Origin of the sequence: Sinomonas halotolerans, assembly GCF_039615075.1 — a bacterium.
In the GTDB taxonomy this organism is placed as follows: Bacteria; Actinomycetota; Actinomycetes; order Actinomycetales; family Micrococcaceae; genus Sinomonas; species Sinomonas halotolerans.
Window position 1 is genome coordinate 59,048 of the sequence record NZ_JBDFRB010000005.1, and the last position, 24,290, is coordinate 83,337.

General features: G+C 70.1%; 24 protein-coding genes. 15 read left to right on the forward strand and 9 right to left on the reverse strand.

The annotated features are described in order from the left end of the window. Position 1 precedes the first annotated feature (1 nt). From ABCQ75_RS07400 to ABCQ75_RS07415, 4 genes are read left to right on the forward strand one after another with little or no spacing between them, the layout of a single operon-like run. Positions 2 to 241, forward strand: coding sequence for an acetyl-CoA carboxylase (locus tag ABCQ75_RS07400; protein ID WP_345884336.1), 240 nt, complete (start codon positions 2 to 4; stop codon positions 239 to 241). 2 nt (positions 242 to 243) lie between these two features. After that, entirely contained in the window at positions 244 to 1,596 is a 1,353-nt protein-coding gene (locus ABCQ75_RS07405) for an acetyl-CoA carboxylase biotin carboxylase subunit (RefSeq protein WP_345884338.1), read from the forward strand. Next, positions 1,593 to 2,498 carry a 5-oxoprolinase subunit B family protein gene (locus ABCQ75_RS07410; protein ID WP_345884339.1) on the forward strand — a complete coding sequence of 302 codons (906 nt, stop codon included), beginning with the start codon at positions 1,593 to 1,595 and terminating at the stop codon, positions 2,496 to 2,498. The genes ABCQ75_RS07405 and ABCQ75_RS07410 overlap by 4 nt, the downstream gene beginning before the upstream one ends. After that, positions 2,488 to 3,468, forward strand: a complete 981-nt coding sequence (locus ABCQ75_RS07415) for a 5-oxoprolinase subunit C family protein (protein ID WP_345884340.1) — start codon at positions 2,488 to 2,490, stop codon at positions 3,466 to 3,468. The genes ABCQ75_RS07410 and ABCQ75_RS07415 overlap by 11 nt, the downstream gene beginning before the upstream one ends. A gap of 62 nt (positions 3,469 to 3,530) precedes the next feature. Here the strand turns inward: ABCQ75_RS07415 and ABCQ75_RS07420 are convergent, their stop codons facing one another. Beyond that, positions 3,531 to 4,550, reverse strand: coding sequence for a LacI family DNA-binding transcriptional regulator (locus tag ABCQ75_RS07420; RefSeq protein WP_345884343.1), 1,020 nt, complete (start codon positions 4,548 to 4,550; stop codon positions 3,531 to 3,533). Between the two features lie 267 nt (positions 4,551 to 4,817). On the opposite strand from ABCQ75_RS07420, the gene ABCQ75_RS07425 reads away from it, so the two are divergent. The 6 genes from ABCQ75_RS07425 to ABCQ75_RS07450 all read left to right on the forward strand — a co-directional run bounded on the left by ABCQ75_RS07425 (position 4,818) and on the right by ABCQ75_RS07450 (position 10,037). After that, positions 4,818 to 5,837 (forward strand): asparaginase, encoded by a 1,020-nt coding sequence (locus tag ABCQ75_RS07425; RefSeq protein WP_345884345.1) that lies wholly within the window; start codon positions 4,818 to 4,820, stop codon positions 5,835 to 5,837. Between the two features lie 50 nt (positions 5,838 to 5,887). Beyond that, positions 5,888 to 6,775: a polysaccharide deacetylase family protein gene (locus tag ABCQ75_RS07430; protein ID WP_345884346.1), complete on the forward strand. Its 888-nt coding sequence runs from the start codon at positions 5,888 to 5,890 to the stop codon at positions 6,773 to 6,775. Further along, positions 6,772 to 8,157 (forward strand): MFS transporter, encoded by a 1,386-nt coding sequence (locus tag ABCQ75_RS07435; protein WP_345884347.1) that lies wholly within the window; start codon positions 6,772 to 6,774, stop codon positions 8,155 to 8,157. Before ABCQ75_RS07430 ends, ABCQ75_RS07435 begins: the two co-directional genes overlap by 4 nt. Next, the gene (locus ABCQ75_RS07440) at positions 8,150 to 8,914 is read left to right on the forward strand and encodes an SDR family NAD(P)-dependent oxidoreductase (protein WP_345884350.1); all 765 of its coding nucleotides are present in this window, start codon (positions 8,150 to 8,152) and stop codon (positions 8,912 to 8,914) included. The genes ABCQ75_RS07435 and ABCQ75_RS07440 overlap by 8 nt, the downstream gene beginning before the upstream one ends. A gap of 12 nt (positions 8,915 to 8,926) precedes the next feature. Continuing rightward, a complete protein-coding gene (locus ABCQ75_RS07445) occupies positions 8,927 to 9,649 on the forward strand; it encodes an SDR family NAD(P)-dependent oxidoreductase (protein ID WP_345884352.1) in 723 nt (240 codons plus the stop codon). Positions 9,650 to 9,866: 217 nt separating this feature from the next. Beyond that, positions 9,867 to 10,037 (forward strand): hypothetical protein, encoded by a 171-nt coding sequence (locus tag ABCQ75_RS07450; protein WP_345884353.1) that lies wholly within the window; start codon positions 9,867 to 9,869, stop codon positions 10,035 to 10,037. 237 nt (positions 10,038 to 10,274) lie between these two features. Here the strand turns inward: ABCQ75_RS07450 and ABCQ75_RS07455 are convergent, their stop codons facing one another. Next, entirely contained in the window at positions 10,275 to 11,651 is a 1,377-nt protein-coding gene (locus ABCQ75_RS07455; protein WP_345884355.1) for an MFS transporter, read from the reverse strand. 138 nt (positions 11,652 to 11,789) lie between these two features. Continuing rightward, positions 11,790 to 12,767 (reverse strand): LacI family DNA-binding transcriptional regulator, encoded by a 978-nt coding sequence (locus ABCQ75_RS07460; RefSeq protein WP_345884356.1) that lies wholly within the window; start codon positions 12,765 to 12,767, stop codon positions 11,790 to 11,792. Positions 12,768 to 12,902: 135 nt separating this feature from the next. On the opposite strand from ABCQ75_RS07460, the gene ABCQ75_RS07465 reads away from it, so the two are divergent. From ABCQ75_RS07465 to ABCQ75_RS07480, 4 genes are all read left to right on the forward strand, one after another. Beyond that, positions 12,903 to 13,853: a shikimate dehydrogenase gene (locus tag ABCQ75_RS07465; protein WP_345884359.1), complete on the forward strand. Its 951-nt coding sequence runs from the start codon at positions 12,903 to 12,905 to the stop codon at positions 13,851 to 13,853. Continuing rightward, the gene (locus ABCQ75_RS07470) at positions 13,853 to 15,865 is read left to right on the forward strand and encodes a bifunctional sugar phosphate isomerase/epimerase/4-hydroxyphenylpyruvate dioxygenase family protein (RefSeq protein ID WP_345884360.1); all 2,013 of its coding nucleotides are present in this window, start codon (positions 13,853 to 13,855) and stop codon (positions 15,863 to 15,865) included. Before ABCQ75_RS07465 ends, ABCQ75_RS07470 begins: the two co-directional genes overlap by 1 nt. Before the next feature lie 334 nt (positions 15,866 to 16,199). After that, positions 16,200 to 16,550 (forward strand): hypothetical protein, encoded by a 351-nt coding sequence (locus tag ABCQ75_RS07475; protein WP_345884676.1) that lies wholly within the window; start codon positions 16,200 to 16,202, stop codon positions 16,548 to 16,550. A 316-nt stretch (positions 16,551 to 16,866) separates the two neighbouring features. Continuing rightward, positions 16,867 to 18,120, forward strand: a complete 1,254-nt coding sequence (locus ABCQ75_RS07480; RefSeq protein ID WP_345884362.1) for a transcriptional regulator — start codon at positions 16,867 to 16,869, stop codon at positions 18,118 to 18,120. Positions 18,121 to 18,153: 33 nt separating this feature from the next. On the opposite strand, the gene ABCQ75_RS07485 is transcribed toward ABCQ75_RS07480, so the two are convergent. The 6 genes from ABCQ75_RS07485 to ABCQ75_RS07510 all read right to left on the reverse strand — a co-directional run bounded on the left by ABCQ75_RS07485 (position 18,154) and on the right by ABCQ75_RS07510 (position 22,449). After that, positions 18,154 to 18,321: a hypothetical protein gene (locus ABCQ75_RS07485; RefSeq protein WP_345884363.1), complete on the reverse strand. Its 168-nt coding sequence runs from the start codon at positions 18,319 to 18,321 to the stop codon at positions 18,154 to 18,156. 45 nt (positions 18,322 to 18,366) lie between these two features. Further along, positions 18,367 to 18,981, reverse strand: a complete 615-nt coding sequence (locus ABCQ75_RS07490; RefSeq protein WP_345884365.1) for a TetR/AcrR family transcriptional regulator — start codon at positions 18,979 to 18,981, stop codon at positions 18,367 to 18,369. 3 nt (positions 18,982 to 18,984) lie between these two features. Further along, the gene (locus ABCQ75_RS07495) at positions 18,985 to 19,521 is read right to left on the reverse strand and encodes an NAD(P)H-dependent oxidoreductase (protein ID WP_345884367.1); all 537 of its coding nucleotides are present in this window, start codon (positions 19,519 to 19,521) and stop codon (positions 18,985 to 18,987) included. Positions 19,522 to 19,524: 3 nt separating this feature from the next. After that, positions 19,525 to 20,211, reverse strand: coding sequence for an NADPH-dependent F420 reductase (locus ABCQ75_RS07500; protein ID WP_345884368.1), 687 nt, complete (start codon positions 20,209 to 20,211; stop codon positions 19,525 to 19,527). A gap of 144 nt (positions 20,212 to 20,355) precedes the next feature. Next, positions 20,356 to 20,859, reverse strand: coding sequence for a hypothetical protein (locus tag ABCQ75_RS07505; protein ID WP_345884369.1), 504 nt, complete (start codon positions 20,857 to 20,859; stop codon positions 20,356 to 20,358). Between the two features lie 93 nt (positions 20,860 to 20,952). Continuing rightward, positions 20,953 to 22,449 carry an alkaline phosphatase gene (locus ABCQ75_RS07510; RefSeq protein WP_345884371.1) on the reverse strand — a complete coding sequence of 499 codons (1,497 nt, stop codon included), beginning with the start codon at positions 22,447 to 22,449 and terminating at the stop codon, positions 20,953 to 20,955. Between the two features lie 289 nt (positions 22,450 to 22,738). Between ABCQ75_RS07510 and adh the strand changes: the two genes are divergently transcribed. Further along, on the forward strand, positions 22,739 to 24,262 hold the full coding sequence (gene adh, locus ABCQ75_RS07515) for an aldehyde dehydrogenase (RefSeq protein ID WP_345884373.1): 1,524 nt from the start codon (positions 22,739 to 22,741) through the stop codon (positions 24,260 to 24,262). Positions 24,263 to 24,290: the final 28 nt, after the last annotated feature.

A 24,290-nucleotide genomic window follows, 5' to 3' on the forward strand; every position in this document is an offset into this window, starting at 1 on the left:
CATGGGAAACGTCATCTCGCCGCTCCCCGGCATCTTCTACCGCAAGCCGGGACCGGGCAAGGAACCCTTCGCCGAGGTCGGCGACCCCGTCGAGGCGGGCCAGACGATCGGCATCGTCGAGATCATGAAGCAGTTCACCGAGGTCCAGTCCGATGTGGCTGGAACGATCGCCTCCTTCGAGGTGGCCGACGGGGACATGGTGAACCCCGGCGACACACTCGTCGTCGTCAGCGAGGTATGAGCATGAGGAAGCTCTTCATCGCGAACCGCGGCGAGATCGCGGTCCGAATCATCAGGACCGCCCGGGAGATGGGCATCGGGACCGTTGTGGGGATCAGCGAGGCCGACCGCGGTTCGCTCGCCGCCAGCGCAGCGGACGGGTTCGCCGTGCTGGGGCCCGCCCCCGCGCCGGCCAGCTACCTCAACCAGGAGGCCGTCATTGCCGCCGCGCTCGAGCACGGGTGCGATGCCGTCCATCCGGGCTACGGCTTCCTCTCCGAGAACGCCACCTTCGCCCGCAAGGTCGCCGAGGCGGGCCTCATCTGGGTAGGACCGGCTGCCGAGGCCATCGACATGATGGGCAACAAGTCGCTTGCCCGTGAGTCCGCCCGCCGTGCCGGAGTCCCGGTGCTCAAGGGCACGGACGGGCCTCTGGCCCCGGAGGCCGACGCCCTCGCCCTGGCCCGGGAGATCGGCTACCCGCTCGTGGTCAAGGCGTCGGCCGGGGGCGGCGGCCGCGGCATCCGGTTCGTGCACGAAGAGTCCGAGCTGCTGTCCACCATCGAGATGGCGCGCGGGGAAGCCGGCGCGGTCTTCGGGGACTCGACCGTCTATCTCGAGCGCTTCGTGGATCACGCACGGCATGTCGAGGTGCAGATCCTCGGTGACGGCGTCAACTTCATCCACCTCGGGGACCGCGACTGCTCGATGCAGCGCCGCTCCCAGAAGGTCATCGAGGAGGCGCCCGCGCCGGACCTGCCTGATGCGGTGCGCAGAGAGATCCGCGAGTCCTCGGTCGAACTGGCACGCCAATGCGGCTATCGGGGCGCCGGCACGGTGGAGTTCCTCTATGACCCGGACCGGCACGAGGCCGCCTTCATCGAGATGAACACCCGTATCCAGGTCGAGCACCCCATCACTGAGCAGATCACCGGCGTCGATCTGGTCCGGGAACAGCTGCTGATCGCCTACGAGGGCGCCATGTCCGTCAGCCAGGAGGACGTGGCCTTCACCGGTCACGCGATCGAGTGCCGCATCAACGCAGAGGACCCCGACAACAACTTCTTCCCCAGCCCCGGCCGCCTCACCCGGCTCGTCTGGCCGGAGGGCGAGGGAGTGCGGATCGACAGCGGCGTCGACGAAGGCTCCGTGGTCACTCCCTACTACGACTCGATGCTGGCCAAGCTCATCGTCCATGCGCCCGACCGTGCCGCAGCCATCGAGGGGACACTCCGGGCTCTGGAAGCGATCGAGGTCGAAGGCGTCAAGACCACCATCCCGATGCACCGGATGCTCCTGTCCCGGCCCGAGTTCGCCGACGTCGCCCACCATTCAAAGTTCATCGAAACGGTTCCTGACCTCCTGGAGGCTCCATGAGTACGTCTGCCCCCGAGCTCGGAGAAGCCCGCTACACGTGGGGCGGCGACGAGTTCCTGTTCGTCGAAGTCGACGAGGCCATGAGCCTCGCGGCCAATTTCAAGGTCATGACCCTTGCGTCCCGGCTCGCCGAGGCCAGACTCGACGGCGTCGTCGACATCTGCCCAGCCAACGCCTCTCTCCTGATCCGGTTCGATCCGGACATCGTTGCGCCGGGCGTGCTGGAGTCCACCGTGCGGCGGCTGGAACAGGAGGCCTCCAGTGCCGGCGCGGACACGCTCGAGACCCGCATCATCGAGGTGCCCGTCTGGTACGACGACCCGTTCACCGCCGAGGTCGCCGAGCGCTTCCGTGAGGGCTTCCACCAGCAGCCGGAGGGCACCGACCTGGACTACGCGGCCAGGGTCAATGGCCTCCAGGACGCCGCGGAATTCATCCGCCGGCACCACGAGCAGCCGTGGCTGGTCTCCATGGTGGGCTTCGTCGCCGGGCTTCCCTTCCTGTTCCAGCTCGTGGACAGGGAGAAGCAGCTCGAGGTGCCGAAGTACCTCAGCCCGCGGACGGACACCCCGAAGCTGACGGTAGGGCACGGCGGCTGCTTCGGCGCCATCTACTCAGTGCGGGGAGCGGGCGGATACCAGATGTTCGGCGTCGCCGCCGCGCCGATCTACGACCCGCAGCAGTCCCTGGCGGACTTCGCTGACTTCATGGTCTTCTTCCGGCCGGGCGACGTTGTGAAGTTCCGGCCCGTCGACGAGCGGGAGTACAACGCGATCCAGGAACAGGTCGAGGACGGGACCTTCCGCTACAGGCAGGCGCCTGTCGTCTTCGAGCTGCACCGGGCGCTCGAGGATCCCGAGCGCTACAACCGAGAACTCATGGAGGCCCTCAATGGCATTTGAGGTCAAGAGCCCTGGCCTGTCCACCACGGTCCAGGACCGTGGGCGTGTCGGGCACTACAACGTGGGGATCCCGCAGAGCGGATCCATGGACCAGTACTCCGCAGAGATGGCGAATGCCCTTGTCGGCAACGCGCCCGACCTGGCAGTGCTTGAGTGCACCTACCTCGGCCCGGTCCTGGTGGCTTCCGAGGCCACCCAGATCGCGGTGACCGGGGCGCCGGTCACCGTGAAGGTCAACGGTGAGCCCCGCCCGGAGTGGGCCCGTCTGGACCTTGCGGCGGGCGACGAGCTGAGCTTCGGCCCGCTCCAGGGCGGCACCCGCTTCTACATCGCGGTGGCGGGCGGGATCGACGTGCCCTCGGTGTTGGGCAGCCGGTCCACATACCTCCTGGGCGGAATCGGGGGGCTGAACGGGCGCAAGCTCGAGTCAGGCGACATCGTCCCCGTTGGTGCGGCCGTGGACGGCGCCAGCGGAGGGATCGGTCGGGAGCTCCCCGAGGAGTTCCGGCCGGAGTTCAGCCGGGAGCAGAGCGTCCGAGTGGTCCTCGGCCTGTATGACCACCGGCTCACCGAGGCGGGGTTGGACAGCCTCCTGAACGGCGAGTGGAAGGTCACTCCTGTGGCAGACCGCATGGGCATCCGCTATTCCGGCCCCGGAGTCGAGTGGAAGGAGCGGCAGCAGCCGTTCGGCGCGGGCTCGGACCCGTCCAACATCGTTGACGCCGGATACGCCGTCGGCTCGATCCAGATCCCGGGTGGCACCCAGCCGATCATCCTCCACCGGGACGCCGTCTCCGGCGGTGGGTATGCGATGGTCGCGACGGTCATCAGCGCGGACATGGACCTCCTGGCCCGTGCGGCCCCAGGGACCTCCACGCGGTTCGTGGCCGTGACCCAGGAGGAGGCTCTGGCTGCGCGCAAGGAGAGAGCGGCCTTCCTGGGCAGGGCGCTGGCCTCCCTCCAGGCCTAGTCCGCGCTCCGCCGCCGCGGTGCGAGGAGGCGCGGTGGCGGCGGGGCCGGAGGACCGGAGCCTCAGGCGCTGCTCTCGCGGACCTGGAGGGTCGGCTGGAGCAGGACGGGCTCGACCGTCTCTCCACGGAGCACCCGCGTGAGCAGCCGGACGGCAACCCGCCCTATCTCGGCCATGGGTGAACGCACCGAGGAGAGCGGGATGGGGAGCTCGGCTGCCAAGGAGGTGTCGTTGAAGCCGACCACCGCGCAGTCCTGTCCCGCGGTCATCCCGCGGGAGCGCAGGGCGCCCATGGCGCCGATGGCAGCGAAGTCATTGACGGCGAACAGCGCGGTGGGGTCTACGCCGGAGGCGAGGATCTTCTCCGCGGCTTCCCGGCCTCCTTGGGTGTCGAAGCGGGACCACACGATCGCCTCCTCCGGCATCGAACCTCCGAGGGCTCGCCATCGCTCGGAGAACCCGCTGGTCCGGTCGACGGCGGTGCTCGCGTAGGGTTCGCCGGCGATCACTGCGACCTTGCGGTGTCCCTGCGCCCACAGGTGTTCGGCCACGAGCTCACCGCCTCGCACGTCGTCGCACGTGGCGGAGGGAAACCCGGGATGCCGGCGGTTCATGAGGACGAACGGAATGGCTCTGCGATGCAGTTCTGGAAGGAGGTCTCCATCGAGATGGGAGTCGCCGATGATCAGTCCGTCGACACGGCGGGCCAGCATGAGCTCGACCTTCCGGCGCTGCTCGCCCGCATCGTCGCGGGAGTTGGTGACGAAGGCGGAATAGCCGATCCCGGCCGCTTCCTGCTCGACACCCTCGTACATGATGGCGAGCACCAGGTCGGAGAGGCGCGGCACGACGACGCCGAGGAGATGCGTCCGGCGGGTCCGCAGGCTCGTTGCCTGGGGATCCGGCGAATAGCCGAGCTCTGCGGCGAGTTCGCGCACGCGCCTGGCGGTCGACTCCGATGCTGCTCCGCGGGCGACCACGGGGTCCGAATGGAGCACTCGGGAGACCGTCGAGGGATGGATGCCCAACTGGCGTGCCAGGTCCTTGAGGGTCACCGCCCTCTCGCTCGTGTGATTGTCCATCGGCTCTTCCTCCCCTTGCGGAATCCCATTCTGCACCGTCCGACCGCAATGTCCGACAAGGAGGGTTGACGGTGATTCAGACCACACCCTAGAGTTTCCACCAACCAACCCAATCGATTGGGTTGGTGTGGCCGGAAGATGCTGGACGCAGTCCTGGACCGTAACCGGCCGGAAGCCGAAACTCGCCCTTCCTTGAAACGCAGCCCGCTTACGCTCGGGCTACCCAATCGATTGGGCGCCGCCCGTCGAAGACGTCAGGAGCAAGACATGACCACGAGCCACAGGGAGCCGCACGTTGTGCTGCTCGCGACCGGTGGCACCATCTCGTCCCGGGCACGGCCTGACCTCGGTGGGGCTGCCCTGGCCTCCGATGGAGCCTCAGAGCTGCTCGAGAGCAGCGGCGCATCAGCGTTCCCTGTGCGGGTCATCGACGTGCTCAAGGCCGGCTCCTACGCCCTGCGCTTCGAGGACATGCTGCTCGTCTGCGCACGGATCCGGCAGGCGCTCGCGGACCCAGCGGTCCTCGGAGTCGTTGTCACCCACGGCACGGACACGATGGAGGAGACCGCCTTCCTCGCAGACCTCGTCCATGACGACCGCAGACCGGTGGTCTTCACGGGTGCCCAGAGGTCTGCGGACGCTGCCGATCCGGACGGTCCGGACAACCTCGGCCGCGCCATCGCCCTGGCAGGCGACCCGGCGGCCGCCGGCCGTGGTGTCCTGCTCTGCTTCGCCGGTGATGTGCTCCCGGCCCGCGGCGTGCGGAAGACCGAGACGGAGCGCCAGCAGGCCTTCGGGAACCCCGACTTCGGCGTCGTCGGCGCTGTGGCCGCCGACGGGGTCGTAGCGCTCTCGGATGACCGGCCGTCCCGGGCTGAGCCGCTCCCGCTTCCCGAGCCGCTCCAGGACGCTGGCTGCAGGGTCGACCTCGTGGCCTCGTATCCCGGTGCCGACGCCGCTCTCCTGCACGCCTCCCTCAAGGCCGGGGCCGCAGGCATCGTGCTGCAGGGCACCGGGATCGGCAATGCGAACCCCGCGCTGTGCGCAGCCGTCGCCGAGGCAACCGAGCTGGGCGCCGTCGTCGTCACGAGCACGCGGGTGCACGCCGGCCCAGTCGTCCCGGTCTACGGAGCCGGCGGTGGCGCAGACCTCCTCACGGCCGGTGCAATCCCCTCCGGGCTGCTGCGTCCCTCGCAGTCCCTGATCCTGCTCTCCCTCCTCCTGCGGCTCGGCAGAACCCGTTCCGAGATCTCCGAGAGCTTCGCAGCGAGAGGGGGCTGCCCCTGACCTTCCTCCCGCAGCACCTCCGTTCCCCCAACCCCAGAAAGGCACAGAAAATGACGAAAGACATCCAGGTCGCCTTCGGCGTCGACGTCGACGCCGTGGCCGGCATGCTCGGCTCCTACGGCGGCGAGGACTCGCCGTGTGACATCTCGCGCGGCCTCTTCGCCGGCGAGGTGGGCGGCCCACGGCTGCTCCGCCTGTTCGAGAAGTACTCGCTTCCCTCGACGTGGTTCGTCCCTGGCCACTCGATCGAGACCTTCCCCGACCTCACCCGGATGATCGTGGACGCCGGGCACGAGATCGGCGTGCACGGCTACTCGCACGAGAACCCGATTGCCATGACCCGCAAGCAGGAGACTGCGATCCTCGACCGGTCCATCGACCTCATCGAGAAGGTCTCGGGCAAGCGTCCCACTGGCTACGTCGCACCGTGGTGGGAGTTCTCCCCGGTGACCAACGAGATCCTCCTCGAGCGGGGGATCAAGTACGACCACTCGCTCATGCACCGCGACTTCGAGCCCTACTACGTCCGCGTCGGCGACAGCTGGAAGAAGATCGACTACAGCGAGCCGGCCGAGACCTGGATGGAGCCCTTGGTCCGCGGCGAGGAGACCGACCTCGTCGAGATCCCCGCCAACTGGTACCTCGACGACCTGCCTCCCATGATGTTCATCAAGGCAGCGCCCAACTCCCACGGCTTCGTCAGCCCACGGGACATCGAGCAGATGTGGCGGGACCAGTTCGACTGGGTCTACCGCGAAATGGACCAGGCCGTCTTCACCATGACCATCCATCCCGACGTCTCGGGACGCCCGCAGGTCCTCCTCATGCTCGAGCGCCTGATCGAGCACATCAACAGCCACGAAGGCGTCACCTGGATGCAGTTCGACCAGATCGCCGACTCGTTCCTCGCCCGCAACCCCCGGAAGGACAGCAAGTGAGCACTCACCCGACGAGCGTCGACCTCTCGACGCCGGATACCAACGAGAAGCGGCGCTTCCCGCAGTTCAGCAAGCGGGACACCCGCGTGGCGACAGTGCTCGCACTTCTCGCGTGGACCGTCGCGGTCTTCGACTACGGCCTGTTCGGCACCCTGCTGCCGGCCATGCAGGAGTCCTTCGGATGGACCGAGTCTGAGGCCTACGCGATCAACACATGGATCGCCGTCGGCACAGCAGTGGTCTGCTTCGGCATCGGTCCAATCATCGACCGCCTCGGTCGCCGCAAGGGCATGATGACGACCATTGGCGGCACGGCAGTCGTCTCAGGCCTCACCGCCATCCTCCCGGCCGGGCTGGGTGCCATCAGCAACGGCCTGATGGTGGCTGTGCGCTCGTTCGGCGGTCTGGGCTTCTCCGAGCAGGCCGTGAACGCCACCTACATGAACGAGGTCTACCAGGTCACCGAGGACGAGGAGAAGCGCAGGCGCCCCGGGTTCCACTACTCCTTCATCCAGGGCGGCTGGCCGCTCGGCTTCCTGCTCGCCAGCGCACTCGCCCTGGCATTCCTGCCCACCTTCGGCTGGCGCGCGCTCTACGTCATGGCTGCCGTTCCCGCGGCGATCATCGTCTGGCTCATCGCCAAGAAGCTCAGGGAGACGCCTCAGTTCGAGCTCCACGCCAAGCTCACCCAGCTCGAGAAGCACGGCAGGCCCGAGGAGGCACACGCACTGGCCGCCTCCTACGGCGTCGAGCACTCCTCCGCCGCGCCGCTCAAGCGCATCTGGGAGTCCCACCTGCGGCGCAACACCATCGTCTTCTCGCTCGCATGGATCGTGAACTTCTTCGGCATCATGATCTTCAGCGTCCTGGGCAGCTCGGTGCTGAAGAACGCCAAGGGTGTGGAGCTCTCCGATGCCTTCTGGATGCTGATCGTCATCAACCTGCTCGCGTACTTCGGCTACGTCTTCCACGGCTGGATGGGCGACCGGATCGGCCGCAAGAAGACCATCATCGGCGGCTGGATCATCTCCGGCATCTCCTTCGCGATCATGCTCAGCCCCCTGGCGCAGACCCCGTTCCTCATCATCCTCACCTACGGTGCGGGCCTCTTCTTCCTCGTGGGTCCCTACGCGGCGATCCAGTACTTCATGGCCGAGTGCTACCCGGTGAGCTGCCGCGCAACGGGCACCACCTTCATCGGTGCGATGAGCCAGCCGGGCGTGATCCTCGGCGGCGCGCTCTTCACGGCAGTGGCCGCCAACGCGGGCACGGGCACCGCGGCTCTCTGGATCGGTGCCCTCGGGACTCTCGTGTCGGGACTGCTGATGATCGCCGCCAAGCCCCCCGTCGAAGCACTCCTGGAGGACCACCCCCGTGCCTGAGTTCGAAGTCGCCATCGTCACCGGCGCTGCGAGCGGGATCGGCCGGGCGCTCTCTGTCCACTACGCCCAGCGCGGCGTGCGGACAGTCATCGGCACCTTCCCCGGCGACCCCCATGACCCCGAGGAGACCCTCCGTCGGGTCAAGGACGCAGGCGGAGCCGGCGTGATCCACGAGGTCGACGTCCGGAGCACCGAGTCTGTCGATGCCTTCGCCCGCCGGGCGGTCGACGAGTACGGTCGCCTGGACTACGCCGTCGCCAACGCGGGCATCCTCCGCAACGCTCCGCTGCACGAGCTCTTCGACGAGCGGTGGAACGACATGCTCGACGTGGACCTCACCGGCGTCCTCCGCACGCTCCGTGCAGGTGCCGCCCACATGTCGGAAGGTGGATCCATGGTCGCGGTGTCATCCATCGCCGGAGGAGTCTACGGCTGGGAGGAGCACGCCCACTACGCGGCAGCCAAGGCCGGGGTCCTCGGCCTGGTCCGGAGCGTCGCCGTGGAGCTCGGCCCGCGGCAGGTCCGCGCGAACGCCGTGATCCCCGGTCTGATCGAGACGCCGCAGTCCCTGGACCCGGTCAACTCACTCGGCCCAGAGGGCCTCGAGCGGGCCGGCCGGGACATTCCGTGGGGCCGCGTCGGGCGGCCGGAGGAGGTAGCGGAGGTCATCGGCTTCCTCACCTCTCCGGCTGCGAACTACGTCACCGGGCAGGCGCTGGTGGTCGACGGCGGCCTGACGGTCAAGATGCGGGCATAGGAGGCTGACGACGTGAGCACGAGCAGCGAGCGCAGATGGGCGACCGCGAGGACGATCGCGGTGACCGGCGGCGCCAGCGGCATAGGCCGCGCCATCGCCGAGGCGTTCCGGGACAACGGGGACAAGGTGGTGGTGCTCGACCGTGCCGACGGGCCGGACGTGATCGGCGTCGACGTGGCCGTCGAGGAGAGCGTCCGGCGGGCCTTCGGGACTGTCCGTCAGCAGTTCGGCACGGTCGACGTCCTCGTCAACTCGGCAGGACTGCTGACCGAGTCGGCAGTGGAGGACATGAGCCTTGAGCAGTGGAACGAGACGGTCAATGTGGACCTGACCGGCGTGTTCCTCTGCTGCCGCGAGGTGATCGGGCCGATGCGTGCCCAGCGGTGGGGGAGGATCATCAATGTGGCCTCCCAGCTGGGGATCAAGGGCGGTCTGGGGCTCGGGCACTACAGTGCGGCCAAAGCCGGGGTCATCGGCTTCACGAAGTCGCTCGCGCTCGAGCTCGCGCCGGACAACGTCCTGGCCAACAGCATTGCTCCCGGGCCGATCGAGACACCCCTTGTCGAGGGGATCTCGGAGGACTGGAAGAAGGCCAAGCGGGCCGAGCTGCCCCTCGGGCGGTTCGGCACGCCGGAGGAGGTCGCCCCCTCGGCCCTGCTCCTGGCGAGTGACCCGGGTGGGAACCTCTTCGTCGGCCAGACTCTGGGCCCCAATTCCGGGGACGTCATGCCGTGAGGGAGAGGTCAGGCCATGAGCGAAAGGAGTCGGCCGGGTGTGTGGTGCATGCGGACGGGCGGTGGCAGCAGACCCTGTGTTTCCCTCCGGCAGGACCACTCGGGGGAGCCTCGTCGTAGCGGGCATCCTGCAAGGACTCTGCCCGCAGCCGGGAACCGTGCGGATCACCGCCCACGCTTCGGGGTGGTCCGTGCGGTCGGCCGGCGGAAGGCATCGGGTGTGTGCGACCGTCACGGAGATCTGGGACGAACTGCTCGCGGTGTTCCCGGCGCTGCCCGAAGCTCTCGACGCAGCCTCCGGGGGACTGGCACAACGGTATGACGACCCCGGGGACCGCGCACTCCTCGAGAGGGTGCTCGACTTGGGCCGCGACCTGCGGCAGACCTGACTGCCGGAGGCGGGAGGGGCCGGAGCGGGCTGCTGTCCGAAGCTGAGGCGGGAGGGGCCTCGAGCAAGGGGTTTCTGGCCCGCGGCCCGCGGCGAGACTGTTCAGGAAAGGGGAGGCATCCCTCAACCGCATGTTGAGAGGTGCCTCCCCTGCTCCTTGGCCACGCGTTGGGTGAGATCTGGCCACGCGTTGGGTGAGATCTGGCCACGCGTTGGGGAACGCGTGGCCAGACCCTCCCTACTTGCTCCCGTGCACCGGGTTGCCGAGCTCGTGGATCGGCGTGCGGTAGGTTTCCTTGGCCCACAGGGCGCCGATGACGGCGAGGACCGTGGAGCCGGCCACGATCCAGGCCGCGGGGCCCCAGTTCGCCGGGACCCCGCCGACGAGGGCGGTGCCGAGCAGCGGGGTGAAGCCGGCGCAGAGGATGCCGATCTGCAGGCCGAACGCCATGCCGGAGTAGCGGACGCGGACGTTGAACAGCTCCGAGAACCAGGCCGGGTAGATGGCGTTGGACATCGCGTAGGTGCCGGCCGTGATGAGGGTGGAGACCACGAACACGAGGGGGATGTTCGCCGTCGAGATCGCCCAGAAGTACACGAAGATCAGCGCGGTGGAGCCGAACACCCCGGCGAGGAACACGGGCTTGCGGCCGAACCGGTCAGAGAGCCACGCGGCGAGCGGCTGGGTGGCGATCGCGAGGACGTTTCCGAGGATGCTGACCCACAGCATGGTCTGGGCGGGGATGCCCACGGAGACGGCGTACGCGAGGCCGAACGACTGCATGAACGTGTTCGTCACGGTCTCGAAGGACATGAGCGCGACCTGGAAGAACTGCGCGGGGTGGGTCTTGAGCATGTCCATGAAGGGCAGCTTCACGAGGTCCTTGTGCTGGGCCTTCTCCTCGAACACCTCGGGCTCCTCGAGCGAGCGGCGCACGAGGTACGCGACGACGAGGACGACGAGGGAGGACCAGAACGGGATGCGCCAGCCCCACGAGAGGCGGGCGGCCTCGTCCATCGCCGCGACGGGCAGGAACACGAGGGAGGCCAGGACGATTCCGGCGGAGATGCCGCTCATGGCGAAGGAGGGGAAGAACGCGCGCCGCCCCACGGGGGACTCCTCCATGGTCAGGGCGGAGGCGCCCGCGGTCTCGGCGCCGGCCGAGAGGCCCTGCATGAGGCGCAGCACCACGAGCAGGATCGGCGCGAGGTACCCGGCGGTGTTGAAGTCCGGCAGGAGGCCGATGAGGAACGTCGCCGCGCCCATGAGCACGAGGGTCAGGACGAGCGTGTTCTTGCGCCCGATCCGGTCGCCGAGGTGGCCGAAGAAGATCGCGCCGAACGGGCGGGCCACGTAGGCGACGCCGAACGTCGCGAAGGAGGCGATGAGCGCCACCGTCGGGTCACCGGAGGGGAAGAAGATCTTGGAGAAGATGAGCGAGGCCGCGGTCGCGTACACGAAGAAGTCGTAGTACTCGAGGGCGCCGCCCAGGAAGGCGGCGAGGGCGGCCTTCTTCGCGCGCCGGAGGCGGCGCTGCTGGTCCTCGGGCGAGGTGAAGTCGGGATCGACGGCGTTGTCGAGCGGGCCGCTCGCGGCACCGGGAATCGTGGTCATGGTCTCGCCTTTCGGGGGACACGGAGGGTGGTCCGGGGGACACGGAGGGTAGGGGCAGGGGACGGACGACGCCGGCATTCCGGCCGTGCGGCAGGGGCGCCGCGCGCTCGGGGAGCCCGCGCAGGCGGCGGGGCCGGGTCAGTCCAGCGTGGCCGGCGCGGGGCCGGTGCTGTTGCGGACCGTGAGGTCGCCTGAGAGGTGGATCGTGGCGGCGGGGCGGTCCCGGTCGCCGATCCGTTCGGTGAGCAGGCGGAGGGCGACGGCGCCTCCGCGGTCGTACGGGGTGGTCACCGTCGTGAGGGTGGGACGGGAGGCGGAGGCGAGCCAGATGTCGTCGAAGCCGATGACGCTCACATCCTTGCCGACCTCGACCCCGCGGTCCACGAGCCGGTTGAGGCAGCCGAGGGCCATGAGGTCGTTGTGCGCGATCACGGCCGTGACAGGCTCGGCGAGCACGAGGTCGGCCCCGCGCACGCCCGACTCGTAGGTCGGGCTGGCGTGGGTGAGGACGCGGAGGGTGACCCCGAGGTGGTCGGCGGCCTCCTCCGCTGCGGCGAGGCGCACGCGGCTCGAGTAGTTGTCCTCGAGGCTCGCGAGGTAGGAGATGCTGCGGTGGCCCAGGGCCACGAGGTGCTCCACGGCCTGCCGTGCCCCCTCGGGGGCCGAGAGGATCACGGACGGCAGCCCGTCCGCGGCGTGGTTGATGAGCACCACGGGGGAGACGGCGTCGAGCGCGCGGAGGCGCCCGGCGTCGAGCCTCGGGGCGAACACGAGCGCGCCGTCGACGTGCCCGATGATCCGCTCGAGTTCCTCGGCGTCCGCCTCGGGGTCGCCCTCGCCATCGACGACGATGAGCGAGAGCGACTGCCGCCGGCAGGCCGCCTGGACGGCCTTGACGAGCGGCGGGTAGTACGGGTTCGCGATGTCCGGGATGAACAGCGCGATGGTCCCGGTGGTCTCCGCCTTGGCGGGCGCGGGGGTGTAGCCCAGCTGTGCTGCAACGGCGAGGATGCGCTCCCGGGTCTCGGCGTTGACCGAGTCCGGGCGCGTGAACGAGCGGGACACGGTGGACTTCGAGACCCCCGCCGCCTGGGCGATGTCTGCGATCGTTGCCATCCGAACCTCCTCGTTGAGCTGGTGAGCCGGCGCTGCCGGCCGGACGCTGTGTCCGCCATCACAGCGACTATCCCAGAGTGGCACCGTTTCTGCAACACGTCAACAAGTTGCAGAAACGGGTGTACTGTGGATCACATGAGCCTGACATCGGAGTCGTTCCTGATCGGCCTGATCGGCGACGGCGTGACCCCCTCCCTCACCCCCGCGATGCACGAGGCCGAGGGTTCCGCCCACGGGCTGCGCTACCTCTACCGGCCGATCGACCTGGCCGTGCTCGGCCTGCCCCCGGAGAGCGTGGGCGAGCTGGTCCGCGCCGCCCGGAGCCTCGGCTTCAACGGCCTGAACATCACCCACCCGTGCAAGCAGCTCGTCATGGAGCACCTCGACGCGATCGACGAGGACGCCGCCCGCCTCGGCGCCGTCAACACGGTCCTGATCCGCCCCGACGGCACCACGCTGGGGCGCAACACGGACTTCTCCGGCTTCCTCTCCGCGTTCCGCGCGGGCCTGCCCGGCGCCGCGTTGGGCAGCGCCGTCCAGGTCGGCGCGGGCGGGGCCGGCTCCGCCGTCGCGTACGCCCTCCTCACCGCCGGCGTCGAGCGGCTCTCGGTGGTCGACGTCGACCCCTCCCGCGCGGGCGCGCTCGCCGCCGAGCTGGGCCGGCACTTCCCCGCCGCGTCCGTCGAGGTGCGCACGACGGCGCAGATCGCCTCGCTGCTCGAGGCCGCGGACGGCGTCGTGAACTGCACCCCGCTCGGGATGGCCGCCCACCCGGGCACCCCGTTCGACACGTCCCTGCTCGAGGCGCGGCACTGGGTCGCGGACATCGTGTACCGGCCGATCGAGACGCAGCTGCTCGCCGACGCCCGCGCCGCCGGCTGCCGCGTGCTCGACGGTGGGCGCATGGCCGTGGGCCAGGCCGTTGACGCGTTCCGCATGTTCACCGGCCTCGAGCCGGACGCCGAGCGCATGCGGGCCCACTTCCTGGCGATGGTCGAGGCGGAGGCGCGGGATTCCGGGGAGTCGCTCGGGGCCGGGCAGGGTTCCGGCGAGGCCGTCGGGATCCTCCCGGCGAAGGCGTCCTGATGCGCACCGGCATCGCGACCGTGTGCCTCTCGGGCACGCTTGAGGAGAAGCTCCGGGCCGCCGCGAAGGCGGGGTTCGATGGCGTGGAGGTCTTCGAGACGGACCTCGTCACCTCGCCCTTGAGCCCTGAGGACGTGCGCGCGCTCGCGGCCGACCTCGCCCTGGGCCTGGACCTCTACCAGCCGTTCCGTGATCTCGACTCCGTGCCGGACGGGCTATACCGGGCCAACCTGCGCCGCGCCGAGGCCAAGTTCCGGCTCATGGGCCGGCTCGGGATCGAGACCATTCTGGTCTGCAGCAACGTCGCGACCGCGTCCATCGACGACGACGCCCTCCGCGCCGAGCAGCTGCACGGGCTCGCGCAGCTCGCCGCGGACCACGGGGTCAGGGTCGCGTACGAGGCCCTCGCGTGGGGCACGTACGTGAACGACTTCGAGCACGCGTGGCGGCTCGTCGAGGCCGCGGACCACCCGAGCCTCGGCGCGTGCCTGGACACCTTCCACATCCTCTCGCGCCTCTCGTCGGGCGGGCCGGACGCGGCCGGGATCGAGGCGATCCCGGGGGAGAAGGTCTTCTTCGTCCAGGTCGCGGACGCCCCCAAGCTCTCCCTCGACGTCCTGTCCTGGAGCCGCCACCACCGCGTCTTCCCGGGGGAGGGGCAGTTCGACCTGCCGGGCTTCCTCGGCCATGTGGCACGGACGGGCTACAACGGGCCGGTGTCACTCGAGGTCTTCAACGACACGTTCCGGCAGTCCGACCCCGAGCGCACGGCCGTGGACGCGATCCGCTCGCTCGTCTCGCTCGAGGAGCGCACCGCGCAGCGCCTGGCACTCTCCGGCGGGACGGGCGCGCCCGATGCGGGGGCATGTCCCCCTGCGGGCTCACATCCCAGTGCGGGGTCATATCCCGTCGCGATGCGCCTGCGCACGCTCCCCGAGGTCGCGCCGCCCACGGGCGTGAACTTCGTCGAGGTCATGTCCGAGGGTGGGGCGCCGCTCACCCGCAGCCTCGAGCGGCTCCTCGCCCAGCTCGGCTTCGCCTCGCGCGGCGAGCACCGCACCAAGCCCGTCTCGCTGTGGACGCTCGGCGGGGCGCGGGTCGTGCTCAACGGGCAGGGCGCCCGCGGGGTGGCCCCGGCCGTCTCGGCGCTGGCCTTCGACGTCGAGGACGCCGTCACCGCCGTCGCCCGGGCCGTGCAGCTCAAGGCAACGCCCGTGCCGCGCGCGTCGCAGGCCGGGGAAGAAGTCCTCCAGGCCGTCTGGGCGCCGGACGGCTCCGCCGTGTTCCTGTGCCAGGACGCCCGCTGGATGCGGGAGTTCGGCGAGGGCGTGCACGACGACGCCTCCCGCACTCCGGCGGGCAGCTCCACCCCGGCCGCCCACGCCCGGGGCGAGGCGCCCGCTGGCGGTGCGGGCCCGGCGTCGTCCGCTCACGCTGCCCGGATCGACCACATCAACCTCGCCCAGCCATGGCAGCACTACGACGAGGCCGTGCTGTTCTACTCGTCGGTCCTCGCGCTCACGCCGCAGCCCTCCCTGGACGTTTCGAGCCCGGCGGGGCTCGTGCGCTCGCAGGTCATGCAGACAGGGGACCAAGCCGTCCGGCTCGCGCTCAACCTTGCCCCGTGGGGCCAGGCCGACTCGGTGCGCGGGACCGTGCAGGACACGTTCGCAGAGCACATCGCGATCGAGGTCCCAGACCTCGTGACGCACGCGCGTGCCTGCCGGCGCCGCGGCCTGCCCTTCCTGCCCATCCCGGCGAACTACTACGAGGACCTCGACGCGCGCTTCGGCCTCGCTCCCGAGTTCCTCGGCACCCTGCGCGAGCTGGACCTGCTCTACGACCGGGACGCCGAGGGCGAGTTCCTGCACTTCTACACGGCCACGGTGGGGAGCGTGTTCTTCGAGGTCGTGCAGAGGGTCGGTGGGTACGACGGCTACGGGGCCCCGAACGCCCCCGTCCGACACGCGGCTCAGCACCTGGCCCGGACCGAACAGGCCGCCCGCCGCTGACCCTCCGCCCCAACACCCGGGGTCACCTCTCAACGACCCGGGGTCACCTCCCTGCGATGCGGGGTCACGTCCCCAATGACCCGGAGTCACTTCTCTGCGATGCGGGGTCACGTCCCCAATGACCCGGGGTCACTTCTCTGCGATGCGGGGTCACGTCCCCAATGACCCGGGGTCACTTCTCTGCGATGCGGGGTCACGTCTCAACGATCCGGGGTCACCTCCCAACGGCCCGGGGTCACTTCTCTGCGATGCGGGGTCCCCGGATTGCCTCGCCCGCGGCCGGGTAACCGTCCAGCGCATGGCGAGTGCCGGCGTCGTGCGCGAGGAGGAGACCATGACTGTGAAGCTCAACCGCGAGGCCTACGACCACGCGAAGAAACTGGTGCGCGAGGGCAAGGTGGTCCGCGACGTGCGCGACGACTGGAGCGAGCACGCACCCTCGACCGACGACCTCAGCCGCTACCTCGAGGGCGAGGGCGAGGCGGAGTACTCGCGCTGGTTCCTCGGCGTGGACGACGACGCCGACGGCGAAGTCAAGGCTCGCTACAAGTTCCCCTTCAGCGACCTGGAGAAGGTGCACCGCTGCGCCGTGATCTCCGGCGAGAGCCGGGCGTCGCAGTACAACCACGATGAGATTCGCGACGCCCTGGGCGACCTGCTCAAGCGGATTGACGATTCGGACTGATTGACCCCGGGTCGTTGAGACGTGACCCCGGGTCGTTGGGAGGTGACCCCGGATCGTTGGGGGGTGACCCCGGGTTGTTGGGGGGTGACCCCGGGTTGTTGGGGGGTGACCCCGGGTTGTTGGGGGGTGACCCCGGGTTGTTGGGGGGTGACCCCGGGTTGTTGGGGGGTGACCCCGGGTTGTTGGGAGGTGACCCCGGGTTGTTGGGAGGTGACCCCGGGTCGTTGGGAGGTGACCCCGGGTTGTTGGGAGGTGACCCCGGGTTGTCGGGAGGGCTGGGGGTGGCGCGCGCGGGCTAGACTGTGATTCCCAGCACATGAAGAGGTGGGTTGGCGTGCGCGCAGAACGGCTGCAGTCGGCGGGGCCGGACCCCACGGGCTCTCCCGCGCGTTCGCAGGTCGTCGAGGAGTCCTGGCGGCGCTCCCTTGCCGTGCACCCGCGCCGCGAGGACGCCGCGGTGACGAGCATCCTCGCCGAGGAGGAGCTCGCGGACTACCGCGAGGCCCACCCTCTGGCCCGCATCATGCCGGTCATCGACGATCTGCTCATCCGCCCCGCGCAGGACTCGGGCGTTCTGGTCGCGGTGGGCGACGCCGACGGGCGGCTCCTGTGGCTCGGCGGCGACCGGACGGTGCGCCGCCGCGCGGAGGAGATGGCGTTCCTCGAGGGGGCGGACTGGTCGGAGGCCAGCGTGGGCACCTCGGCCCCCGGCACCGCGCTCGCGACCGGCGCGCCGGTCCAGATCCGCGGGCCCGAGCACTTCAGCCCCCTCGCCGAGCCGTTCTCGTGCACGGCGATCCCGATCCGGGACCCGCGCACGGGCGGGCCGATCGGCGTCGTGGACCTCACCGGCGGGGAGCAGGCGGTGGGCGGGCATGCCATGCCGTGGCTGCGCGCAACGGCGGCCGCGGTGGAGGAGCGCCTCCGCGCCCTCGGCCCTGCCGGCGTGCCCCAGCGGCCCCGCCGCGAGGGCCCGCCCGCGCGGGGCCCCGGCGCGGTGCTGTCCGTGACGGGCCGCGACCAGGGCGTGCTGCGCGGCGGGGGCCGCGAGCTGACGGTGAGCGCGCGGCACTCGGAGATCCTCGTGCTGCTCGCCGCGCACCCGCGCGGGCTCAGCGCGGAGGAGCTCGCCGAGCGCCTCTACGCCGAGCCGGTGCCGGCGGTGACGCTGCGCGCGGAGCTCGTGCGCCTGCGCAGGGCCCTCGATTCCTCCGGCATGGGCGTCACGCTGCTCTCGCGGCCGTACCGGGTGGAGGGCCTCGAGGTCGACTCGATGACCGCCCTCGCCCTCCTCGTCCGCGGCTCGCACCGCCAGGCGCTCGGCGCCTACAGCGGGCAGCTCCTGCCGCGCTCGGAGGCGCCGGCCATCGCCGAGCTGCGCGACGAGCTCTCCGCCACGCTCCGCGAGGCCGTCGTGGGGAGTGCGGCAGTCGACGTCGTGCTCAGCTACCTCGCGCTCCCGGAGGCGACGGACGACGACGAGGCGTGGCGCACCGCTCTCCGCCTCCTGCCGCCGCGGTCGCCCAGGCGGGCAGCCGTCGTCGCGCATCTGGAGAAGCTCGGGGGCTGAGGCGCGCCGGGCCTCCCGCCCGCGCCCCGCCCGTCAGCGGAACGAGAAGAGCTTCGCGAGGAAGCTCGTCGAGCGCGGGGCGTTGCCGTGGCCGGGGCAGCGGCGGCTCTCAGGGACGTTCGCGAGCACCTTGTCGACGTGCTGGCCGCAGCCAGTCCACGTCACCTTGCCGCAGGTCGAGCACGTTGCGGGGCTGCACATGGGATTCTCCTTGCTGGACATTCACGAAATACCCCTGGGGGTATTTCAACTGTAGGCGATCCCCGGCCCCTCGGGCAAGCCGCGCAGTCCCGCCAGCACGAGGTCCACGGCGCGCGCCGCCCACCCGGGGTCCCCCGAGCGCCCGGCCATGTAGTCCGCGTAGAACGGCCCGAGGAGCGCGGAGACGAGCGGTTCGAGGTCCTCGGCCTCGAACTCGCCGGCGGCCCGAGCTCGCTCGAGCGCCTCGCGCAGCAGGGCCCGCCGCGGGAGGACCGTGCGCTGGCGGAGCAGCGCGAGGAGCTCGGGCGTGTGCGCCTCCTCGGCCAGGCAGGTCCCGATGAGGGCCATGCCGTTGACCCTCTCGATCGTCGCCGAGAAGTCGACCAGGATCGCGATGAGGTCCGTCCTGAGGTCTCCGCTGGCCGGGGGGGCATCGGCCATCCGGGCCGAGGCCAGCGCCGCGGTGACCAGGTCCGCCTTCGTCTTCCAGCGAAGGTGGATGGTGGACGTGCTGACCCCGGCCGTGGCGGCCACCTGGCCCAGGCTCATGCGCGTGTAGCCCTGGGAGGCCAGCAGCCCGAGCGCCGCGCTGAGGATGGCCGCCTCCTTCTCCGCCGAGCGGGGGCGCCCGGCGCTGTGGGGATTCCGCGTCCCGGCCACGGCTCAGGCCGCCAGGAGCGCGAGGCAGCGCTCGGCGTGGAGGCCCAGCTCTTCGTCGGAGGCCGTGCGGGCCCCGAACAGGACGAGCGGCTCGGCGAGCCGCATTCCCGTGAGGTTCGCCGTGGCCGCGATCGGCGCGAGCAGCTCGCCCATGGTGAAGCCGTTGTGCCCGTCCGGTGCGTACGAGCTCTCGGGGCCGCCCGTCGAGGTGACCAGCTGGAGCTCCTTGCCGTGCAGCGCGGTGCCTCCCGCGCCGTAGGCGAAGCCGTAGACGAGCACTTGGTCCATCCAGGCCTTGAGCGCACTGGGCACCGAGTACCAGTGCCACGGGAACAGCCACACGATCCTGTCGTGCTCCACCAGCAGGCGCTGCTCGTCCGTGACGCTGATCCGGCCGTCCGGGTAGGCCGCGGCGAGATCATGGACGGTGGTGTCCTCCAGCGCCCCGGCTGCCTCCGCGAGGTGCGCCGTGACCCGGGACGCGGGGAGGTCTGGATGGGCGACGAGGACGAGTGTGCGGCGGCGCGGCGCGGGCTCCATGGCTCATGCCACCGCGATGTGGAAGTTGAAGTCCGCGTGCCCGAGCGCGCCCCACAGTCGGAGCCAGACGGGCAGGAGCATCTCGGTGCCGCGCGCGGTGCTGATGTCGCCGAGGTCGATGACGGCCTCCCGCGGCCACCCGAACTCCACGAGCCGCTCGACCACGAACGCCTTGGCCTCGGCGTCGTTGCCCGAGACGAACGCGTTGTGCTGCCCGGGCACCAGGGAGGGGTCAACCATGATGGCCGCGTTCATCGTGTTGAGGGTCTTGACCACGCGGGTCTCGGGGAAGGCGCGCTGGATCTGCTCGCCCAGGCTGTCCGTGTTGACCGGGTTGAGGGCCGGGGGCATGCCCTGGGAGAAGTCAAGGGGGTTGGCGATGTCGATGAGGACCTTGCCGGCGAGGTTCCCGGCGCCCGCCGCCTCGAGGGCCTGGAGCGAGCCGTTGCCCGCCGTGGTGTTCACGGCCGCCTCGCCGAAGGCGGCGGCGTCTGCGTACGCCATGAGCTGGACCGAGGGGCGTTCGGCGAGCCACTGGCTCAGGGGCGGGTTGCCGTAGCCGTCCGGCTCGGTGCGGGCGAGGGTCGCCTCGGGGTCCCTCGTGCCCATGGCCACCTCGTGGCCGAGGCTGACGAGCTTGTGGGCGATGGTCTGTCCGACGATTCCGGTGCCGAAGACTGCGAAGCGCATGGTCTGTCCTTTGCTTGGATGGGGGGCCGGCGGGGTGCCGCCATCGTGAATAACCGAATGGCACCACTCGGTATTCCCCGTCCGAGGAGAAACTTGCCCGGCGCCGTCTCATCCGCGCCGGGCCGGGCCCTCATTCGGTGCTCGTCACTCGTTGACGAGCACCGGCACGCCCACGGCGGCCGACACTGCATTGCCCGCGGCAGCCGGCGCAGCGATGCTGAACTCCTCCACCTCGCTCGGGGGGCCAGCGTGCTGGTGGCCCTCGCTCTCGTCGAGGTGGTGTTCGAACCGGGCGGTCCCGAGGAGCGTGCCGTCGGCGTCGTAGAAGCCGGCGAGGACCTGGAGTTCGAGCAGGTCGCTGACGTCGGAGGTGATGCGGATGGTTCCCTTGACGTCCTTGCCGTCGAAGGCGAGCCCTTCGATCTCGAAGCGGTCGTCGAAAGGCCCTGCCGCCTGAATGGCCTGGCCGGGCTTCGGGTGGGCCTCGTGGAGGGACGGGAGGCCGGGCTCGCCGGTGGGCGCCGTGAGGCCGGGCAGGGCCGTCTGGACGGAGACGGGCTGGGGTGCCGCCGTGTCCGGCTGGCCCGGCGCTGCGCATCCTGCGAGGAGGGCGGCGCTGGCGAGGGCGAGGGTGGCGAAGGTCTTCATGGCGATCCTTGGTGCTCGGGTGCTCGGGTGCTTGGGGTGCTGATGCCCGGGAGGGCGGCTGGAGGCCGTCCCGGGCATCAGCGGAGGAGGTGATCAGCGGAGGCGGAGGGAATCCGCCATGATGCCGAACAGGTCGATGTTGTCCACCGTGCCCTGCAGCTTCTCGGAGCCGGCACCGTAGGCGTAGACGGGAACGTCAGCGCCGGTGTGGTTGCCGGAGAGGTACGTCAGCCACAGGCTGGCCTCCGGGCTGCCGTCCTTGACGCTGGTCGGGTCGTCGGCGGTGCGGAAGGTGGCTGGCGCGAAGTTGTGCGGGTCGTTCGAGCCGGCGCCGTTGACGATCCCGGTCGAGCGCGAGGCGTCCTTCGTGTTGGCGCTGTAGGGACGGCTCGGCGTCGAGTTGTTGGCAGGGTTGCCCCCGTCGATGTTCCCCGGCGGGTTGGCGGCCTCAGCATTCGTGAAGGAGCCCTTCTCGATGATGTTGAAGCCAGCGCACTCGTGGTCCGCGGTCACGATGACGAGCGTGTGCCCGTCCTTCTTGGCGAAGTCGAGGGCTGCGGCAACAGCGTCGTCGAATGCCTTGATCTCCTCGAGGGTCTGCGCGGCGTCGTTGGCATGGGAGCGCTTGTCGATCAGCGCGCCCTCGACCTGCAGGTAGAAGCCGTTGCCCTTCTCACCGCCCTGGCCGAGCAACTCGATGGACTTCTTGGTCATCTCCGCGAGCGTGGGCTCGAGCGCCTGCGGCGAGGACGGGTTGTCCTGCTTCGACTTCTCGATCGTGAGGTTGCCCTTGTTGAAAAGGCCGAAGACCTTGCCGCTCTGAGCCTTCGCGAGGTCGTCCTTGGTCGCGACCTTCTGCGACGCCGGCGAGCTGAGCACGTCGTAGCCCTGGTCGCGCAGCGCCTTCTCATCTTCGGCGTCGAAGCGGCTCAGGCCGCCGCCGAGGATTACGTCGGCCGTGCCGTTGCGCGCAATCTGCTTCGCAATCGGCGTCACGCGCAGGTCGCTCGTGGGCACGGCGGACCCCGTGACGTCGGGCTTCTGGCAGGACTTGGCCGAGTACACCGGACCCTGGCAGCCGCGGGCGAGCGCGTGGCTCATCTGGCCCGCCGGCGTCGCGTCCGTGATCTCGGCGGTACTGACGTTGCCCGTGCGGTAGCCGGCCTGTTTGGCCATCTCCATCGCGGTCGGGACGACGGCGCCCTTGGCGTCGACGCCCAGGGCAGCGTTGTACGTCTTCACTCCGGAGGACCAGGCGGTCGCGGAGGAGGCGGAGTCGGTCACGAGGTTGGGGGCGAAGCCGGGCTGGCCTGGCTGCGCGGAACCTTCCTCCACGGCGTAGGTGCTCACGAAGCCGTGGGACGGCATCGTCTCCATGGCCATGCGGCCGTTGGCGCCGTAGAACCGCTCGCGGCCTGCCGTGACATGGGTGCGGCCCATGCCGTCGCCGACCATGTAGATGACGTTCTTGATGCGACCGTCGGGGGCCGGGGCTGCCGTGGCCGGCGCGGCCGCGCCGGCGCCGAGCGAGCCGGTGATGATCGCTCCGACCGCGCAGGCCGAGGCGAGCGCCGCAATCGTGCGCTTCATAGTGGATTCCTCCTGATGGGGTGCGGCGACGGATTGCGCCGCGGCAAGGACGCTAGTTCGCATCTGCAACAAAGGAGGGGCCGAGGGGGAAACGCGGGGCGAACTCAAGCCCAATGGGGAGGGCCCGCTCATGGGCCCAGCAACCCGGGGCGGGCACCCTGTGACCCGCGCCACATCGTTGCAACGCCCCCGCAACCCCCACGCTCCTACGCTCGAGCCAGCACCGGCCCCGACGGCGGGACCGGCCGAGGGCTGGCACCACCTGCCCCAGAGACAAAGGAGTTTCGCCATGACCGTCTACGCTTTCCCCGGGACCGAGGGCGCCAAGGTCACCTTCAAGGACCGGTACGAGAACTTCATCGGCGGCGAGTGGGTCGCCCCGGTCGGCGGCCAGTACTTCGAGAACATCACCCCCGTCACGGGCAAGGTCTTCACCGAGGTCGCGCGCTCGCAGGCCGAGGACATCGAGCTCGCCCTCGACGCCGCGCACAAGGCCGCCCCCGGCTGGGGCAAGACCTCCGCCGCCGAGCGTGCCCTCGTCCTGCACCGGATCGCGGACCGGATCGAGGAGAACCTCGAAATGCTCGCCGTGGCGGAGACGTGGGACAACGGCAAGCCCGTCCGGGAGACCCTCGCCGCGGACCTGCCGCTCGCCGTGGACCACTTCCGCTACTACGCCGGCGCGATCCGCGCCCAGGAGGGCTCGCTCTCGCAGATCGACGAGCACACCACCGCGTACCACTTCCACGAGCCGCTCGGCGTCGTCGGCCAGATCATCCCGTGGAACTTCCCGCTCCTCATGGCCGTGTGGAAGCTCGCCCCCGCCCTCGCCGCGGGCAACGCCGTCGTGCTCAAGCCCGCCGAGCAGACCCCGGCGAGCGTCCTCGTCCTCGCCGAGCTCATCGCGGACCTCCTCCCGGCCGGCGTGCTGAACATCGTCAACGGGTTCGGCGTCGAGGCCGGCAAGCCGCTCGCCTCGAGCCCGCGCATCCGCAAGATCGCGTTCACGGGGGAGACGACGACGGGCCGGCTCATCATGCAGTACGCCTCGCAGAACCTCATCCCGGTCACGCTCGAGCTCGGCGGGAAGAGCCCGAACATCTTCTTCGAGGACATCGCCGCCGCGGACGACGCCTTCTACGACAAGGCCCAGGAGGGCTTCACGCTCTTCGCGCTCAACCAGGGCGAGGTCTGCACGTGCCCGTCCCGCGCGCTCATCCAGGAGGGCATCTACGAGAAGTTCCTGGGCGACGTCGTCGAGCGCACCAAGGCCATCAAGCAGGGCAACCCGCTCGACACCGAGACGATGATCGGCGCGCAGGCCTCCAACGACCAGCTCGAGAAGATCCTGAGCTACATCGAGATCGGCAGGGCCGAGGGCGCGAAGGTCCTCACCGGCGGCAAGCGCGCCGCCCTCGAGGGCGAGCTCGCCGGCGGCTACTACGTCGAGCCCACCATCTTCGAGGGCCACAACGGCATGCGCATCTTCCAGGAGGAGATTTTCGGCCCGGTCGTCTCGGTCACGAAGTTCTCCGACTACGAGGAGGCCCTCGAGATCGCCAACGACACCCTCTACGGCCTCGGCGCCGGCGTGTGGAGCCGCAACGGCAACGTGGCCTACCGCGCGGGCCGCGAGATCGAGGCGGGGCGCGTGTGGGTGAACAACTACCACGCCTACCCCGCGCACGCCGCGTTCGGAGGGTACAAGTCCTCCGGGATCGGCCGCGAGACGCACCTCATGATGCTCGAGCACTACCAGCAGACCAAGAACATGCTCGTCTCGTACGCAGAGTCGAAGCTCGGCTTCTTCTAGGCCGTCCCCTCCCAGCCCGCTCACCAGC